General features: G+C 38.4%; 20 protein-coding genes. 11 read left to right on the forward strand and 9 right to left on the reverse strand.

Annotated elements, in window-relative coordinates:
* Window positions 1–65 precede the first annotated feature (65 nt).
* Both HII32_RS01590 and HII32_RS01595 read left to right on the forward strand, forming a co-directional pair.
* Window positions 66–2423, forward strand: coding sequence for an ATP-dependent DNA helicase (locus tag HII32_RS01590; RefSeq protein ID WP_172187648.1), 2358 nt, complete (start codon window positions 66–68; stop codon window positions 2421–2423).
* Between the two features lie 72 nt (window positions 2424–2495).
* On the forward strand, window positions 2496–3080 hold the full coding sequence (locus HII32_RS01595; RefSeq protein WP_172187650.1) for a peptidylprolyl isomerase: 585 nt from the start codon (window positions 2496–2498) through the stop codon (window positions 3078–3080).
* 40 nt (window positions 3081–3120) lie between these two features.
* Here HII32_RS01595 and HII32_RS01600 read toward each other — a convergent pair whose 3' ends face one another.
* On the reverse strand, window positions 3121–4173 hold the full coding sequence (locus tag HII32_RS01600; protein WP_172187652.1) for a beta-propeller fold lactonase family protein: 1053 nt from the start codon (window positions 4171–4173) through the stop codon (window positions 3121–3123).
* A gap of 86 nt (window positions 4174–4259) precedes the next feature.
* Here HII32_RS01600 and HII32_RS01605 point away from each other — a divergent pair, with 86 nt between their 5' ends.
* The 3 genes from HII32_RS01605 (at window position 4260) to HII32_RS01615 (ending at window position 6784) form a co-directional block, all read left to right on the forward strand.
* The gene (locus HII32_RS01605) at window positions 4260–4766 is read left to right on the forward strand and encodes an N-acetyltransferase (RefSeq protein ID WP_172187654.1); all 507 of its coding nucleotides are present in this window, start codon (window positions 4260–4262) and stop codon (window positions 4764–4766) included.
* 85 nt (window positions 4767–4851) lie between these two features.
* On the forward strand, window positions 4852–5316 hold the full coding sequence (locus HII32_RS01610) for a Fur family transcriptional regulator (protein WP_172187656.1): 465 nt from the start codon (window positions 4852–4854) through the stop codon (window positions 5314–5316).
* 214 nt (window positions 5317–5530) lie between these two features.
* On the forward strand, window positions 5531–6784 hold the full coding sequence (locus tag HII32_RS01615; protein WP_172187658.1) for an N-acetylmuramoyl-L-alanine amidase: 1254 nt from the start codon (window positions 5531–5533) through the stop codon (window positions 6782–6784).
* 18 nt (window positions 6785–6802) lie between these two features.
* On the opposite strand, the gene HII32_RS01620 is transcribed toward HII32_RS01615, so the two are convergent.
* The 3 genes from HII32_RS01620 to HII32_RS01630 all read right to left on the reverse strand — a co-directional run bounded on the left by HII32_RS01620 (window position 6803) and on the right by HII32_RS01630 (window position 9240).
* Window positions 6803–7576: a YibE/F family protein gene (locus HII32_RS01620; protein ID WP_172187660.1), complete on the reverse strand. Its 774-nt coding sequence runs from the start codon at window positions 7574–7576 to the stop codon at window positions 6803–6805.
* Complete coding sequence (locus tag HII32_RS01625; protein ID WP_172187662.1) at window positions 7569–8672, reverse strand: YibE/F family protein; 1104 nt, start codon at window positions 8670–8672, stop codon at window positions 7569–7571. The genes HII32_RS01620 and HII32_RS01625 overlap by 8 nt, the downstream gene beginning before the upstream one ends.
* A gap of 121 nt (window positions 8673–8793) precedes the next feature.
* The gene (locus tag HII32_RS01630; RefSeq protein ID WP_172187664.1) at window positions 8794–9240 is read right to left on the reverse strand and encodes a universal stress protein; all 447 of its coding nucleotides are present in this window, start codon (window positions 9238–9240) and stop codon (window positions 8794–8796) included.
* Window positions 9241–9386: 146 nt separating this feature from the next.
* On the opposite strand from HII32_RS01630, the gene HII32_RS01635 reads away from it, so the two are divergent.
* Both HII32_RS01635 and HII32_RS01640 read left to right on the forward strand, forming a co-directional pair.
* Window positions 9387–10280 (forward strand): hypothetical protein, encoded by an 894-nt coding sequence (locus HII32_RS01635; protein ID WP_172187666.1) that lies wholly within the window; start codon window positions 9387–9389, stop codon window positions 10278–10280.
* A gap of 125 nt (window positions 10281–10405) precedes the next feature.
* Window positions 10406–12310, forward strand: coding sequence for a M13-type metalloendopeptidase (locus HII32_RS01640; protein WP_172188735.1), 1905 nt, complete (start codon window positions 10406–10408; stop codon window positions 12308–12310).
* 37 nt (window positions 12311–12347) lie between these two features.
* On the opposite strand, the gene HII32_RS01645 is transcribed toward HII32_RS01640, so the two are convergent.
* From HII32_RS01645 to HII32_RS01660, 4 genes are all read right to left on the reverse strand, one after another.
* Entirely contained in the window at window positions 12348–12758 is a 411-nt protein-coding gene (locus tag HII32_RS01645) for a hypothetical protein (protein ID WP_172187667.1), read from the reverse strand.
* A complete protein-coding gene (locus tag HII32_RS01650) occupies window positions 12755–13084 on the reverse strand; it encodes an acetyl-CoA carboxylase (RefSeq protein ID WP_172187669.1) in 330 nt (109 codons plus the stop codon). The genes HII32_RS01645 and HII32_RS01650 overlap by 4 nt, the downstream gene beginning before the upstream one ends.
* A complete protein-coding gene (locus HII32_RS01655) occupies window positions 13077–14375 on the reverse strand; it encodes a Y-family DNA polymerase (protein ID WP_172187671.1) in 1299 nt (432 codons plus the stop codon). Before HII32_RS01655 ends, HII32_RS01650 begins: the two co-directional genes overlap by 8 nt.
* A gap of 105 nt (window positions 14376–14480) precedes the next feature.
* Window positions 14481–14669: a hypothetical protein gene (locus tag HII32_RS01660; RefSeq protein WP_172187673.1), complete on the reverse strand. Its 189-nt coding sequence runs from the start codon at window positions 14667–14669 to the stop codon at window positions 14481–14483.
* A gap of 296 nt (window positions 14670–14965) precedes the next feature.
* On the opposite strand from HII32_RS01660, the gene HII32_RS01665 reads away from it, so the two are divergent.
* From HII32_RS01665 to HII32_RS01675, 3 genes are all read left to right on the forward strand, one after another.
* Window positions 14966–15127, forward strand: coding sequence for a hypothetical protein (locus HII32_RS01665; RefSeq protein WP_172187674.1), 162 nt, complete (start codon window positions 14966–14968; stop codon window positions 15125–15127).
* Between the two features lie 34 nt (window positions 15128–15161).
* Window positions 15162–15956 carry a type I methionyl aminopeptidase gene (gene map, locus HII32_RS01670; protein ID WP_172187676.1) on the forward strand — a complete coding sequence of 265 codons (795 nt, stop codon included), beginning with the start codon at window positions 15162–15164 and terminating at the stop codon, window positions 15954–15956.
* A 70-nt stretch (window positions 15957–16026) separates the two neighbouring features.
* Complete coding sequence (locus tag HII32_RS01675; protein WP_172187677.1) at window positions 16027–16530, forward strand: phosphatidylglycerophosphatase A family protein; 504 nt, start codon at window positions 16027–16029, stop codon at window positions 16528–16530.
* Here the strand turns inward: HII32_RS01675 and HII32_RS01680 are convergent.
* Window positions 16527–17171 (reverse strand): DNA-3-methyladenine glycosylase, encoded by a 645-nt coding sequence (locus HII32_RS01680; protein ID WP_343034636.1) that lies wholly within the window; start codon window positions 17169–17171, stop codon window positions 16527–16529. The genes HII32_RS01675 and HII32_RS01680 overlap by 4 nt on opposite strands.
* 30 nt (window positions 17172–17201) lie before the next feature.
* Between HII32_RS01680 and HII32_RS01685 the strand changes: the two genes are divergently transcribed.
* Window positions 17202–17561 carry a DUF488 domain-containing protein gene (locus HII32_RS01685; RefSeq protein WP_172187679.1) on the forward strand — a complete coding sequence of 120 codons (360 nt, stop codon included), beginning with the start codon at window positions 17202–17204 and terminating at the stop codon, window positions 17559–17561.
* Window positions 17562–17584: the final 23 nt, after the last annotated feature.

Raw genomic sequence — 17584 nt, forward strand, 5'->3', positions numbered from 1 at the left:
CCCCTAGTAACTTGTTCTTTACTAGTATTATAATGGTTGCTATCAATAAAGAGGAGTCCTGAATTATGCTTACCCACGTTGGGGTGCGACAACTTGTAGAATTTTTATTAAAAACCGGTGACCTCAACGCTACTTTGGGGAGTGATAATAGTCTACAAGCGGGTAGTCGCATTCACCGCAAAATCCAAAAACAACGGTCACAGTCTTATCAAGCTGAAGTACCATTGTCAGAAACGATTGACTATCTGGGAGATAACTATGTTATTAGTGGTCGGGCTGATGGTATTGACGTTGTGAATGAACAACCGTTAATTGAAGAAATTAAAACCTCAGATCGTTCCTTTGATGAACTGTCAGAAGGCACTTTGGTTCTTTATTGGGCGCAAGTCAAAGTGTATGCCTATATGTATTTAAAGGACCATCCCGGTGATCAAGTCACCCTAAAGTTGACCTATGTCCAGACCCCCGTAGAAACAATTACCGAAACCAAACAACAATTTAGTAAAGAAGTAATTGATGCCTTTTTTGCCGATCTTTTGGCTCAATACGAACAATGGTTAAAGTTACGCAAAGAACTCAACGAACAACGAATTCACTCTGCTCAATCACTTTCATTTCCGTTTGGCCAATACCGTCGTGGTCAACGAGAGCTAGCCGTTTCGGTCTATAAATCCATTTTCTTAGAAACGCCCCTATTAGCCGAGGCCCCTACTGGTACTGGTAAAACCATTTCGACTCTTTTTCCTACCATTAAGGCCATGGGCGAAGAATTAATTTCACGAGCTTTTTACCTAACTGCTAAGCAAAGTACCAGGCGAGTGGCCGAACAGGCGATCCAGTTAATGAGTCAAACCGGACTTACCATAAAATCCATCACCTTAACGGCTAAAGATCAAATGATTTTTGATTCCGAACAAGATTTATCTCCTGAAGAAAATCCATACATGTTAGGGTATTATGACCGCATCAAACCTGCTATTTTAGATATTATTACTAATGAGAGTCAGTTTGATAAAGTAGTGATTCAACAGTATGCTCAAAAACACATGGTGGATCCCTTTGAATTCTCGCTAGATATTAGTTTATTTTGTGACGTCATTATTTGTGATTACAATTATTTATTCGATCCCCAAGTTCACCTCCAGCGTTTTTTTACGGCTCCCGATAAAAATAACGTTTTTTTAATCGACGAAGCCCATAATTTAGTTAAACGATCTCGGCAAATGTACTCATCAGCATTAAGTTCTACTCCTATTAATGATTTAATGGCTGAACTCAAGCAACAACCAGCAGACAACGATGCGCTCATTAAACAATTTTCCGCCCTTAAACGAGCTTTTTCGCGTTACGGCAAAATTGCCAAAGAAAGTGTCGACCAAGAAGTCTATCAAGCAGCGGTCGTTACTAATTTTAATAAGGCCGTGGGCAAACTGGCTGATGCTATTTCGGACTGGTTACCCAAACAAGAAAATGGGCCCAACCTAGATCACTTACTGGATTACTTTTTCGCTTGTCGGCGCTATCTTTTAATCAGCCAATACTACGAAGAAGACCGTTTTATGACCCGAGTTAGTTATAGTGAATGGGGCTATGAATTTAAACAAATTTGTCTAGATCCTAGTTATAACTTGGCAAATAGTATTGCTCTGGGCCGTTCAGCTATTTTCTTTTCAGCTACTTTAAGTCCCTTAAGTTATTATCAACGCCTCTTTGGCTTAGACGATGAAGATAGTGGAGTCCAAGCATTACCATCACCATTTGATAGCAAACACCAACAAATTGTTATCACCAATAATATTCAAACCACTTATCGTAAACGACCTGATAGTATCACTACTATTTGTCAAACAATTATGACCATGGTAACTGCTAAACCGGGTAATTACCTTATTTTCTTTCCTTCCGGTAAATATCTCGATCAAGTTTATGAAGCCTTTAGTGCAGCCCATCCAGAAATCAACACCGTCTTGCAAACTGACCATATGAGTGAAGAAGAACGACAAACTTTTTTGAATCAATTTAATGATCAGGTTCATCCCAAGGTCGGCTTTGCTCTATTAGGTGGCATTTTTTCTGAAGGCATCGATTTAAAGGGGCAACAATTAATTGGAGTTGGAATCGTAAGTGTGGGATTACCTCAAATCAATTCAGAAACTAATCTATTAAAAGACTATTTTGACGATCAAGTCGGTGATGGTTTTTCGTTTGCCTACCAACTACCGGGCTTTAATAACGTTGCTCAGGCTGTGGGCCGTTTGATTAGAACCGAAAGCGATCTTGGCGTAATCGTTTTAATGGATCAACGCTTTAGCCAAACCCGCTATCGTAATATTTACCCAACTCACTGGCAAAACGTTCAACATAGTCACGATACTAATAGCCTGCAAATAATTCTTACCAATTTCTGGAAAAATCAGGCATAATATATAATAGTTTGGACAAATAAGTTTGAAAGTAGTTTAATTAAGAAACGCAAATAAAAGGAGTTAAACACTATGACCTACCCACAATTAGATTTAGCAAACGCAACTGGTCCTAAGGCGACCATCAAAACCAATCATGGTGACATCACCATTCAACTTTTCCCAGAACAAGCACCCAAAACCGTAGAAAATTTTGTTAAGTTAGCCCAACAAGGCTACTATGATGGCATTACTTTTCACCGGGTTATCCCTGAATTTATGATTCAAGGTGGTGATCCCACAGGAACTGGTGCTGGTGGTGAAAGTATCTATGGTGCATCTTTTGAAGATGAATTTTCACCAGAACTTTTCAACCTCAATGGCGCTTTATCAATGGCTAACGCTGGCCCTAATACCAATGGTAGTCAATTTTTCATTGTTTCTAACGAACATATCGATAGCCGAGCTTTACCACAATTAGAAAGTGCCGGTTATCCACAAGAAATTATCGATGCCTATCAAAATGGTGGTACCCCTTGGTTAGATTTTCGTCACACTGTCTTTGGCCAAGTAATCGATGGCATGGATGTTGTTCGAGCAATATCAATGGTTCCTAAAAACGCTGCTGATAAACCTAAAAATGACGTTATCATGCAAACCGTTACTATTAGTGAATAATCAAAAAACGAAACGACAATTGCCGTTTCGTTTTTTTTAATTATTCAGTTCGGCGAGCAACACAAATACCTTCAGGAACTGAAAAGTCGCGTTGTACTACGCTTAATTGACCAGTTTGAGCATCTCGTTTAAATAACGTTGCATTATTGGAATTTTGATGCACCACAATCAAAAGAGATTGATCATCACTGAAGTTAAAATCACGAGGAAAATCACCTAAAGTGTCAGCTAGTTGAACTAATTCAATATGACCATTTTCATCAGTTGAAAAGACAGCAATTGTATTATTACCGCGGTTGGAAACATAAACAAACTTGCCATCTCGAGAAATTCGGACTGCCGCCGCTCCATTATGAGCACTCCAATCGGCAGGAATAGTAGATTCTATTTGCTTAACCTTTAATTCACCGGCCTCTTCGTTATAATCAAGAACCGCTAAATTACTACTTAATTCACCCACCAAGTAAGCAACACCTTTATGCTCATCAAAAGCAATATGACGTGGACCGTAACCTGGTTCCATTTGTAACTCAGAAACCGGGTAAAGTTTATTATCTTCACCGATATCATAAAGATAAACTTTATCTAAACCAAGGTCACAAACTACCAAGCGACCGTCTGGCGTCACATTAGCGTAATGGGGATGAGGACCATCAGCCTGTTCTTTTCTAGGACCTACTTGGCCAGCATCTAGTACCCGGTCTGTTAATTCAATATCACCGTTTGCTAAAATTTTATAAACACTAACCGTGGCCATATGATAGTTAGCGGTAAATAATAATTGCCGCTCTTCATCGATTGCAATATAAGCTGGATTAGTTCCTGGATCTAAATGTCGGTATAGTTCTTTAGCTGGAATTTGGTTATTTAAAACCAATACCCCGCCATGAACGTCATCCTTAATTTCTGCGTTAACAATTTTATCCACCGCGTAAATACGATGGGCTTGTGATTCCGCTAAATAAGTCGGATTACCGGCTTGAGCAACTAAGGTTAGATTTTGCATTCGATTAGCTGTAGTATCTAGCTCTAGTTGATAAATTCCTTTACTGGTATTATGGGTATACGTACCGATTAAATATTTTTCAATCACTAAAATCCCCTCCAATATCTTTAACAATTTCATTATGCCACAAGTAGATTGAAGCGGTATCATTTATTCTCAGAAAGGTCGTTTTTATGTCATTATTTGAACAATATCATCCCGTGTTAACCCCTAACTACAAACTGGATTGGTTAACTAAAACCCCCGTTGTCGAAATGTTAAATTCTTTTAACCTGAAAACCACTATTCATACCATCGATTTTAATTTACCCACCGAAGTAAATCACATCATTACTTTCGTTAATCAAACCATGAGTCAGGTAATGAATGAACAAGAGTTAACCTGGGCGATTACTGATCGTCATACCAATGCTTTCTTAGGAATTGTAAAAATCACTCAATTAACTGAGCCCGTCGCTACTATTTCATATGTAATGTTTACTGATAACCGTAAAACTTTAGCCGAAGTATTACAACGAGTAGTTTTATTTATTCAGGATCATTTTGTTGCTACTAGTATCCAGGTGTTTTTACCCAATGACCAAAATCCTTTAACCACCAACCAATTAGTGGCTATCCAGTTAGGCTTTCAGCCTCAAGGGGCCCAACTTTCCTGGATTTTAGAGTTACCATTCGAGTAACAAAATTTGAAATTTAACGATAATGAGTCTAAACTGGGGCTAAATTAGTAATTAAACAGTCAAAGCTTTATGGGAGAACCTATCAATGAGTGACAATCCGTTAGAAGCAGCAATTCAACATCTAAAGCAGAGTGGTGTCAGAATGACCCCACAGCGTAAATTTATTTTAGAATATCTAATTACGCACCATAACCACCCAACGGTAGAAACTATTTATGCCGGTGTCGATAACAAGCTACCTAATTTGAGTTTGGCTACCGTTTATAACACCCTCAAATTACTAGTGGAAAATGATTTGGTGATTGAACTGCCAGCCACTGAAAATGATACTAGTCTTCACTATGATTATTTTGGGGTCCCTCATTTTCATGCTATCTGTGAAAATTGCGGTAAAATTACCGATATTTTTGTCGATGAATACAAAAATATTAATCAAAATTTGATTAACTTAACTAAGCAACAATCAGGTTATTGGGTTAACAACAGCCAGTTTGAAGTTTATGGTTATTGCCCAGAATGTCAAAAAAAATTACAACTAAATAACAATTAATTATTCACTTTTAGTTGTATAACAATTTGTTATCAAGATTTAATATGATTGATAACTTCTATGCTAAACCCCTTGTAGCATGCAATTACGCGGAATAAGGGGTTTTTTTAACGCTTGTAATCATCACTAAATGTGCGTATATTTTACTTCGTTAGAGATAAACTCGAAATTTTAAAAATTGCTTGCTGTTTAACATGTTGGAGGAAATTAATCCGTGAAAAAACAAAACATCTGTACAACCTTGGCCACCATAGTCTTGGCCACTGTTGGTTTGGCATTTGGTACCACCCAAGTTGCCCAAGCTAGCTCTGTGAATAATTATATTAGTAGCAAAAACATCAAGCCCGCCAAAATCACCTCTGCTGTTTGGAAGGGATTTCCCAAGTATAAGTACCGTCATGGGAAAGGTAAGCCGGAAGGTGTGGTTGTTCACGAAACGGCCAATAATAATTCTACCCTCTATAATGAAGTAGCTTATATGAAACGAAACTACAAGAACGCTTTTGTTCATTCATTTGTTGATGGTAGTAAAATTGTCAATATCGCCAACACCGATTATCTTTCTTGGGGCGTTGGCTATCCTGGTAATGCCCGTTTTATTCAGTTTGAACAAGTGCGCGTCCACAGTAAAAGTGCCTTCGCCCACGAAATCGCTAATTCGGCATACTATACCGCTTACCTTTTGAATAAATACAACTTAAAACCTAACGATGCTGCTTATGATGGCAATGGTACCGTTTGGTCTCATCAGTCTGTAGCTAAACACTTAGGTGGATCTGATCATACTGATCCTGTGGATTATTACAAGTCCAACGGTAAGAAATATTTTGGCTCAGCTTATACCATGTCGGAGTTTTATAAATTAGTCAAAAGTTATTATAACAATCTTCATGGTTCTTCTAACAATGGGTCAATAACTTCTCATAATAACAACTCCAAGTTACAAAAGGCCACTTATGTTAGTGGCACTGGTAATGAAGTTGCTAAAGTAACTAAAACATACAAAAATAATGTTTTATACAATCACCTCAAAAAAACTCGGAAAAATGTCAAATCTTACAAATGGCCTAAAAATGTTAAGGCTGGAAGTAAGGTATGGGTAGATCAACGAGCCACTCGGACTGATCATTCTCAATGGTACCGTATTCGTTTTTCTGCTAGTAATAAAGCTAAGCGCTACTGGGTTTACAATAAGTCCGTTCAGTTCCCTAGCGCTTCTTATAAAGCAAGTAGTCAAACGTTAAGGATTAAAGATAATGTCAACGATTATACTAGAGATCACGTTTTTGACACTCACCTTTTATCCAAAAAGGTAACTAACTTGAAATATCTAGGCGGCCAAACTTATACGGCTGATGCCGCTGCTACCATTACTGATAACTCTGGTAAATTTAAAACTTACTATCGTATCTATATTAATGATAAAGCCCAATGGATTTATGCTAACGAAACTACTAATTCCTATTAAATAAAAAAGACCGCCAATTTAATGGTGGTCTTTTTGTTTATTTATTTTGTTCTGCCATCGCCGGCTAATAATTATTGTCGTCATAGGAATAATTAAAATAACCCCTAATAATGCAATTAAAATGGCTACTAACTCCGTCACAAACACCTTATCGTTAATAATCACGCCCCAAGAATAATTTAAGCTATTTAGCCAAATGAAGAGGCCCAATGAGCTCCCAAAAAAGCCAAAAAATAGGGTATTTAGCGCGGTACCGATAATTTGTTGACCGATTTGACTACCATCTTTTCTAAGTTGGGAGGCCGTAATTTGTGGATGCTGGGCTGTAATTTCAGTTAAACCAGAGGCAATGGCAATCGCTGCCTCACTAATGGCTCCTAATGAACTCAGTAAAGCCGTCACCATCGCCACTTGTTGAAAACTAATGCCTAATAAAATTGATAATCCTTCTAATTCATCACTATCTTCTAGGCCAAAACCACCTAAAGCTGCCCATTTAGTAATCACAACAATCAAAATCAACAGAATAAGTAAAACGACCAAAGAAGCCCCAAAAGCCACCATCGATGCTTCGTCACTGGCACTACTCCAAAAGATAGTAATTGCCAATAAAACCACACTGGCTACTATCCCTACCACTAACGGATTGAGTTGAAAAGAAATCAGTACAATTGCAAAAAACAAAATGCCAAAATTAACCAATAAGCTTAAAAAGGCACTGACCCCTTCTTGACCCCCTACTACTAACATTAAGATTAGTAAGATCAACCATAAGACCGTAATACTACCCATTTTCCGATCCTCCCGTCTTGAGCCACCAGCTAGTCAACAAACTTGCAAAGATGACCGTTAAAACAATTCCAATAGCGCTAATTAAAGTTGAAGCCATGCCCAGTGACATGTTCATCGCAAATGAATACACCCAAGTATTACCATTTCGCAAATAAACTAGGGTCATTGGTAAGGTTGCCGCCATAAAAATGAAAAACAAAACATTAACTAGTGGTCCCATAATCGCTCGGCCAATTTGATTTCCCGATCGATAAATTTGTCGCCCGGTTAACTCTGGTCGTTCTTGTTTTAAGGCCACAAGTGACGCGATGATATCGGTCGCAACATCCATTGCTGCTCCCAAGACCCCGATTAAAACTTGCGCCACAAATAGTGGTTTCGGTGGTTGAGTTACATAAGCCATCGATTCATAATAAATTCCCTTTGCATCAGTCATTACAATAACTAATTGACTCAAACCCACGGCCACTCCAGTTGCCAAAACCACCGCTGCCATAGTGATTAACATTTGCCGGTTCCAACCAATCACTAACCATAAAGTAATAAAACAAAAGATCAAAGCTAACGTGGCAAACAACAAGATAACATGATCGCCAGATTTAGCTGCATTAATTTTAATCGCCACTATAAATAAGCCCGTATTAATCAAAATACTAATAATAGCCAATAAGCCCCCACTTTTAAGCCCAAATAGCATCACCATTAAAGCTAGTACGGTTAAAAACCAAATTGGCGTATCTCGTTTAGCTCCCTTAACGGTGGCATGTAGTCGTGGCTTAGTATGTAATGTAATAAAAACATGCTCTCCTATTCGATAAGGTTGATCTAAGCCCCTTGAATCAGAATAAGTATTAGTAACTCTTAACTGTTTTCCTTGATACTCACCGTTGGTAATGACACCCGTTAATAATTGAGAATGTTCATGATCAACATTATTAAAATCATCCACTACTTTTTGGGAGTGTGCTTGACTGATCTTGGTAATTTTAAAGAGTGGTTGCTGGTACAATTCATCATCATGATTAACTAAAATCAAACTAATAATTGCTAGTACTACCACAATAATTAACGTCCACCACTTTGTTTTTTTTAGCATAATTAATCAGCTTTCTACTTTGAATAATTTCATTTTAGCACTTTCAAGATTGATCACCGTAGCTTTTACCCATCATTATAAAAAAATAAGGGTACCGATGGACTCGGTCCCTTATTTGCGCTTATTCTCGGCCATCTGCTGGGGTTTCCACCACCAATACGTTGGTGGTAGAATGGCGAACTACATATTCGGTAGTGGAACCTAAAAAGGCTCGTGAAATACCATTTACCCCGGATTTACCCATAATGGTTAAAGTAGTTTCCAATTTTTCTGGTAAAATTTCGGCAATTTGAATTTTAGGTACTCCGACCACAAAATGAGTTTCTACCGGGACATTGGCCGCTTCAATTTCACGGCGGGCCTTAGCTAATTCTTTGTTGGCACCATCTTCTAAATGCCCCATCACGTCTTGGCCCATGGCTACCCCGTATTGAATGTAAGTTTGATCAACGACCACAAAAACCACATGCAAGGTGGCTTTATGCACTTGAGCTTGCAAAATGGCTTCTTTGACCGCCAATTCTGCGTTTTCGCTACCATCTATCGGAACTAAAATATTTTTATACATAATCTCGACCTCCGGATGATCTATTTACTTTCAGTATAACATCGAAAAATTGAGGACCGAATTTTAACGCTTTCCTTTGATTATTATTAGTCGCAACCGGAGTTTGTGATATGATTAAAAATATCATAAATAATGGGGTAATAAATATGAAATCAAAGAGTTTAATTTTTCCAACTATTTTGTTAGCATTGGGCTTGGCTGGCTGTGGTAAACAAGAACTAACCACCACTAAAAGTCAGTACCCAATCAATGATATGGCAGCAACAATTAAGGGGACATCATCAGCTAAAAAGGTAACCTACAAACTCAATAATCAAACAAAGAGTGCCCCGGTTAATTCAGATACTTTCTTCTTCACCGTGCCAGCCAAAACCACCGCTCAATCCATTACCATTAAGAGTGGTAATAAAACTAAGACGGTCACCGTTGCTTCTCAAAACGCGCTTGCTAAGTACGATCAATTTGCTAAAAAATACAATAAGAGCGTGACCCAGTCTAAGTTACCAACTGATTTGGTTGCTCGTTTACAAAAAGCGCAAAAAACACAAAAGCAAAGTATTACTGACCTAAAAGAACTAGCTAAAACTGATCCTAGCGCAGCTGCAAAACAACAGGCCACAATGAGTGCTGAAGCTCAACAATTAAATAAAGACTACCAACAAGCTACTAAAGCAGCTGCTAAGAAAACCAAAGGACAAACTTTAAACAGTAACGCTAACGGATTAACTACTCAAGTTAAAACCGCCAACTATCAAATCAGAACCAATGTGGATAACAATCAATTGCTCAGCATGGCATTGATCATTCCAACCGCTAAGTTAAAGACCGCTGATGGCCAAAAAGATTTCGGAACCGCCTTGGCCTTAATGGCTAACGCCGCTGGTGCTAATTCTAAAGAGGTTTTAAAACAATTTGGTGATCAAGTTAAAAAACAAAAAAATAACACTAGCTCAACACAAACTCATACGATTACTAGTAATGGTATTCATTTCAAGACCGCAGTTTCTGCTGAAAAAATTTACGTCTTTATGACTAAGTAATCTCCATTAAAAACGGAACGACCAATATCGTTGCGTTTTTTGTTTGCTTTACTTTCAATAGTAACCTTAAAGAGCTATACTATTTATCAATATAAACGGAGAAGGAGGATTCTCATTTGGACAAAATTAATCAAGCTCTTTTAAAAGATAATCTCTATCAAGCTGTTAACGGTGAATGGCTTAAAACCGCTAAGATTCCAGCTGATCACGCTTCTACTGGTGGTTTCATGGATCTTAACGATAATATTGACAAACAACTAATGGCCGACTTTGATGATTTAAGTGCCCATATGGATCAAGTTAACGGTCCGTTAGCTGAATTCTTAAAGCTATATCATTTAGCTGCTGATTTCAAAAAACGGGATCAAGATGGCGCAACCCCATTAAAACCAGTCTTAGAACGTATTGAACATCTTTCTAACTTCGATGAATTAAACAACGAATTGGCAGACTGGATCGAAAGTGGGTTGCCACTACCATTTAACTTTGATGTTGATGCTGATATGAAAAATACCAGTGTGAACGCTTTGTTTGCTGGTGTACCTAGCCTCTTTTTACCAGATAAAACTTATTATGCCGCCGACAACCAATCGGCTGCCCAATTAATGCCCATTTTTACCCAAATGGTGCAGCAACTTTTAGTGCTAGCTGATTATAGCGGCGCTGAAGCAGAAGCCATTGTTGCTTCTGCTAAAAAATTCGATGCTTTAATTGCTCCTAACGTCAAATCGGCTGAAGAATCTGCTGACTACAGCAAAATGTACAATCCACGTAACTTCGCTGAATTTGCTAAAAGCACCAATTACTTGGACTTAACCGCTTTAAGTCAGGCCCTCTTTAATCAAGTACCGGAGCAAGTGATTGTCACTGAACCTAAATACTACGATGCTTTAAACGATATTATGAACCCAGCTAATTTTGATGATATGAAGAACTGGATGCTCGTTAAAACCATTAATGGCTACTCCAGCCTTTTATCAGAAGAATTTCGGCAAACCGGATCGACTTACGGTCGCGCTCTTTCCGGCCGTAAATCTACTACACCACAGAAAAAATCAGCCTTTTACCTTGCTAGTGGAGTCTTTGGCCAAACGACCGGTGATTTTTACGCTCATAAATATTTCGGCGAACAAGCTAAGGCTGACGTAGAGCAGATGGTTCGTAACATGATCGCAGTTTACAAACAACGATTAACCAATAACCAGTGGCTTGGTGAAGCTACCCGAAAAAAGGCAGTTTTGAAATTAGATAAGCTAGAACTGCAAGTTGGTTTTCCGGATCATATCGATGAACTGGAATATAAATTCAAGATAGTACCAAGTAATCAAGGTGGTTCTTTGCTGACCAATTTAGATGAAATTTCCCGGATTAGTATCCAACATAGTTTTGCTAAGTTAGGCAAACCCGTTGATCGAACTCACTGGGAAATGAGCGCTAGCACCGTCAACGCTTACTACCATCCCTTTAAAAATATTATCGTCTTTCCTGCCGCAATCTTACAGGCACCGTTTTATAGCTTAAAACAATCGCGAAGTCAAAACTACGGCGGCATCGGTGCAGTTATTGCCCATGAAATTTCCCATGCGTTTGATAACAACGGTTCGCTCTTTGATGAAAACGGAAACCTAAATAACTGGTGGACTGACGAAGATAATGCTCATTTCAAACAATTGGCTCAACAAATGATTGAAGAATTCGATGGAATTCCGTTTGCCGGTAGTAAGGTCAACGGTAAATTAACCGTTTCTGAAAATATTGCGGATGCCGGTGGCTTAAGTTGCGCTGAAGAAGCAGCTAAAAATGAGTCCAACTATGATCTCTATGAATTCTTTACTAATTGGGCCCAAGTTTGGCGGACCAAGTCTACTGAAGAATACAAACAACTACTCTTAAATATCGATGTCCATGCACCAGCTGAACTGCGAGCTAACGTTCAAGTTAAGAATCTTGATGACTTTTACGATACTTTCAACGTTCAAGTTGGAGATGGAATGTATTTGGCTCCTGATAAACGAGTTAAAATTTGGTAATAAAAAAGCTAGAAATCAAATTGATTTCTAGCTTTTTTTATTGAATAGCATAAGGTTCCGTATCATCCAGCGCCTCAATGATGCCCCTCATATCTAGTAATTCATACGTTTGGTTATTAATTTGACAATAATGCTCCGTTACCATATCCACCATGCCCACTATGATTAATAAATGATGGGTGTGCTCCTCTAATTGATTAAACTGTACTAACACCGGTAATTGCTGTTGATAGGCTTGCTTTAGTTTCTGCTTTATTTTAGCAGTGGATTGTTGTTTCAGCTTGGTTTCAAACAGCTGTTGTTGACGTTGCTGTAATCGGCCTAACGCCGAGGTATGATCAGACAAAAAGTATCCCTGCCACTTTACAATGCCACGATCTAGATATTCATAATCAAAAAAGTGTTGGACCCGCTGATCGTTAAACGAATCATCGAAAATAACCATCATGGCTTCACCACCGTATGTGATTGAATTAACTGTTGGCTAGTAGGCCAGCGCAGTCCTTCAAACCCCACAAAAATCATCGTTAAGTGATATTGGTGTCTGATTTGAGCAATAATGGTTTCAATAATATCTAAATCAAGGGTTAACACCATGTGGAGTGGGATGGAATGGGGGCGCCTGAACTTAGGTTGAATTAACATAAAAAAGTTCACTGACTGGTCAAAGCGATCACGCACAATCCACAAACGATAAATAGTATTAGGGCGGCGTTGAAATGTTTGATCAATATGTTGTTGTAAAATCTTAACTTCTTGTTCTGGCTTAATCATAAGCATTCCCTCCATTATGACCACCTACCAGACTGGCCCGATTAATCATCGTCGCTCCCGGTAGTAAACTACTGGCTCGTACTAGCGAAGTAATGCCAAACTCAGTTTGAATGCAGTCCACCACCTGATCCACCGCCGTTTGCTTCAGTTGTTGCTTCACTGGTTGAAATAACGACAGTTGCTCACCAGAATCGTGCATTAAGCCACTAAAACTCACCGCTATATTTCGTACCGGTTCTTCGTTCCAGTAATCATCAAATAAGGATAGTAACTCGCACACAAGCTCGTGACTGTTATTAGTGGCTTCAATTGTTTTAGTGCAATGAAAGCCACTGCGTTCTCCCTGTTGGGCTACTGCATAGGAAAAGCCGATACCTAAACTAATTTTAGTGGTTAACCATTGATGAGCGCGAATTCTAGCCGCCACTTGTTCACCAATTTCTTTTATTACCACTCGAATTTCAGCATATTTTGAGTAATCTCTAGGCAATACTTGTGAATTACTAAATCCCGGTTCTTTCACCGATCGTTTTTCTGCCAAGGAAGTTCGATCAATTCCCCAGGCTAAGGCAAATAATTGGTAACCCACAATTCCAAATTCAGCCTTTAACTGGTAAGGATTACTATGAGCTAATTCCGCCATCGTATTGATATGTAGTCGTTTTAAACGTTTGGCCGTCCGCTGACCAATACTCCATACATCAGTTAGGTTAGTAATCGGCCAAATAGTTTCAGGCACCGTTTCATACTTGATTTCTCCTACCAATTGATCATCGTGTTTGGCATATAAATCCAAAGCTAACTTAGCTTGAACCGGATTTTCACCAATTCCTACCGTCGTGTAGAGGCCCATTTCTTGTCGAATTCGGTGCTGAATAATCTTAGCCACCGCTTCCGGAGAGTCACCAAATAAACGCCATGATTTGGTCATATCTAATAGTGACTCATCAATTGAATACGGTAAAATATCTTCTGCCGCTGCATATTCTTGATAAATTTGGTTAATTTTAAGACTCATTTTAATATAAAGGTTCATTCTCGGCGGAACGACTAAAATATCAGCGCGATGAGGAACGTCTCGTTGCCGACTAACATTGGTAATATGATAAAGTTTTTTGGCCATCGGTGAAGTAGCCAACACTAATCCCCCATTAGTATTAGCCTGTTCTGACATGACTACAATTATGGACTTTAACGGATTTAGTCCCCGTACCACACTCTCACAACTGGCATAAAAAGATTTATTATCAATAAAGAAAAAGACCCCATGCGGTTCTTTAGCATAATTCATCTGTGGTCCTCCTTGATATCCAAACGTACGTTCGTATATAATATTAGCACATCCCGCAATTGATTTCAGCATAAATAAAAAATCGACCTCTACTTGAGATCGATTCTACTGGTTTTTATTTAATTGCTTAGCTACCATTTCGGTTAGTAATTCAGTTTGAGCCTGATCAACTTGATTGCTTAAACTCATTAATTTTTTAGCTAGTGCCGCTACTCGAATCATAATCACGCCTACAACCAAAATCAAAGTAACAGTAATCCAAGTAATCCAACTACTAATTGTTAAAATATCCATCTACTCCGCCTCTTTTAGTTGTTGTTGAAGTTCCTTTAAGTGTTGTAATTGAAGCTTCTTATTTTCAATTTTTTGATGATATATTTTATTAATTTTGATAGCTAATATCAGCAAAATTATTGAAACAACTAGCATCAGTATTAAAACAATCATTTTGATACCCCTTTATAATTTGATTTCTTTTAATTCTACTCCTATAATTGACCATTACAAGGTTTCCAGCATTCATTAATGATTAATTGGAACCATTGGTCTATAATAAAACTGATACTAACCAGGAAGGAAACGGTGTAATTATGAAATTAACTGAATACCTCCATGATCAGTTGGCCTTTTTAGATGGTCAGCTTCACGAAGCTAAAGAACAAAATAACGAAACCATGGCCTATCTTGTTGATTCCAAAATTTCAGAAGTGAAATTAATTTTAGAGGCTATCCAAAAAGGCATCATCGATTAATAATAACAATTTTATAAAAGGAAGGAATTACACATTGATCACTTTAAAATCTGCTCGCGAAATTGAAAAAATGGCTGCATCCGGGGCCATTTTGGCTGGCGTTCACGTTGGTTTGCGCGACCTTATCCAACCCGGCTTAGACACTTGGGACATTGAAACTTTCTCTCGTGACTACATTGAATCACACGGTGCCACCGCATCTGAAATCGGTTTTGACGGTTATAAATTCGCTACTTGTGTTTCCATTAACGACGAAGTGGCCCATGGGATCCCTCGGAAGGGCTTAAAACTTAAAAAAGGCGATATCGTTAAAGTTGATATGTGTGTTAACTTGGACGGCTTTGAAAGTGACTCCTGCTGGTCATATGCCGTAGGTGAAGTTTCCCCGGAAATTACCAAATTAATGGATGTTACTAAAACTGCCCTTTATCTCGGTATTGACCAAGCTGTCATTGGTAATCGGGTTGGTGATATTGGTGCGGCCATGCAACAATATATTGAAGACGAAAACGGCTTTGGTGACGTTAAGGAATTAATTGGTCACGGTATTCAACCAACCATTCACGAAGCCCCTAACGTTCCCGGTTATGGTATCGCCGGTAAGGGTCCTCGTTTGCGTGAAGGAATGACCATTACGATTGAACCAATGGTTAATACCGGTACTTGGCAAATTGCCGATCGTTATGATGCTAAAGATGATTGGACTTATTATGTTTCAGCTGATAATACGCCTTCAGCACAATATGAACACACTTTAGCTATTACTAAAGAAGGTCCTAAGATCTTAACTTCTCAAGATCCTGAATTTGATAAAAAATACTTACTATAAAATTCTACAAGGCGCGAAGCAACTAATTGCTTCGCGTTTTTGTATAATATAGTTTAAGGATGTGAAAAAAATGAATAATAAACAATTTAAATACCCAGATACTGCTGCCTTTGAATATGTTACTAATGCTTTGGCAGCCAGAGGGGTTACTTATAAAGATATTGCTGACATTGCTTATCAAATGCAAAGTAATTTTATTGATGATCTAGACATTAAAGAGGTTCAAAAGGATACCATCAGTGTTTTGCATAAACGAGAAGTGTTAAATAATGCCATGGTCGGTCTAGAACTGGATCGTTTAGCTACTGAAGGTCAATTAAGTGAACCCCTTGAAGCCATTATTCGAAATGATGCTGGTGTTTTTGGAGTCGATGAAGGATTAGCCCTAAGTATCGCCAATATTTACGGCACGATTGGGGTTACCAATTATGGCTATATCGATCGTAACAAGGTCGGTATTATTAAGAAACTCGATGAAGATAAAAATGAACACGTTAGTAACACCTTTATTGACGATTTAATTGGTGCGATTGCTAGTGCGGTTTCTGCCAAAATAGCTCATCGATACAGTTAAACTTGCCAACCATAGTTTATGGCATCTACCTCTTTTTTTCTAATTTTGGAAACATAGGGGTTTCCCGCTACAAAAAAACGTAGTGGCCGATCCGCCCAATCACCTTGATGTTCTACTCCAATACGACTACTATGTTGAATTTGCTGCGGTTGTTTGCGTTTAGATAGGTCAATAAATAATGGTGCTTGATTAGCCAAACCACCATTTAAAATCAGGTTGTTAATCCCTAGAGCGGCCATTACTTTACCAGGACCATTAGTAAGAGATATCCCGGTTTGGTAGCGATTTAATTCCATTTGTTCAATGCCTTGTATTGGTTGAATAGCCCGCACTAGAACACCTTGGGGGACACCCTGTGTTTGCGTTGCAACATCGAACAAATAATGACCATAAATCGAATAAATATAAATCGTGCCTGGTGGTTCATATAATGGATCGTTAGCAGCCGTATGGCGTCCCTTATAAGCGTGTGCAGCAGTGTCAACTTCACCTAAATAAGCTTCGGTTTCTACAATAAGGCCGCTGAGAGTAATTCCTTGAGAAGTCACGTAATTTAACGTCGTGCCTAATAAGTTTTGTGCGATTTGACCAGTGGTGCCCGTTTGATAAAATTTAATGCCAGCTGATTTTGAAATTGTCACTTTAATATCCTTTCTGTGGAGGCTTTTCTTATGCAAATTGAAATTCAACGAATTTATGATAAACCAGTAGATACTGATGGTTACCGAATTTTAATCGATAGACTCTGGCCGCGAGGCGTATCTAAGCTTAATGCCCACCTCGATTTATGGGCCAAAGAAATTGCTCCATCTAGTGAATTAAGATCTTGGTTTAATCATGATGCTAGTCGGTTTGACGAATTTTGGCAACGTTATTTAGCCGAATTAAATCAAAATCCTGCTACTTCATCATTTGTGGCAATGGTTAAACAAAACCTTGTTAAACAAAAGATTATCTTATTATATGGCGCTAAAGATCGCCAACATAATAATGCCCTCGTTTTACAAGATTATTTAAAGAATAACCTTTAATTGAAAAAGCAAAAAACCCGCTA

Origin of the sequence: Lentilactobacillus kribbianus (genome assembly GCF_013184075.1) — a bacterium.
In the GTDB taxonomy this organism is placed as follows: Bacteria; Bacillota; Bacilli; order Lactobacillales; family Lactobacillaceae; genus Lentilactobacillus; species Lentilactobacillus kribbianus.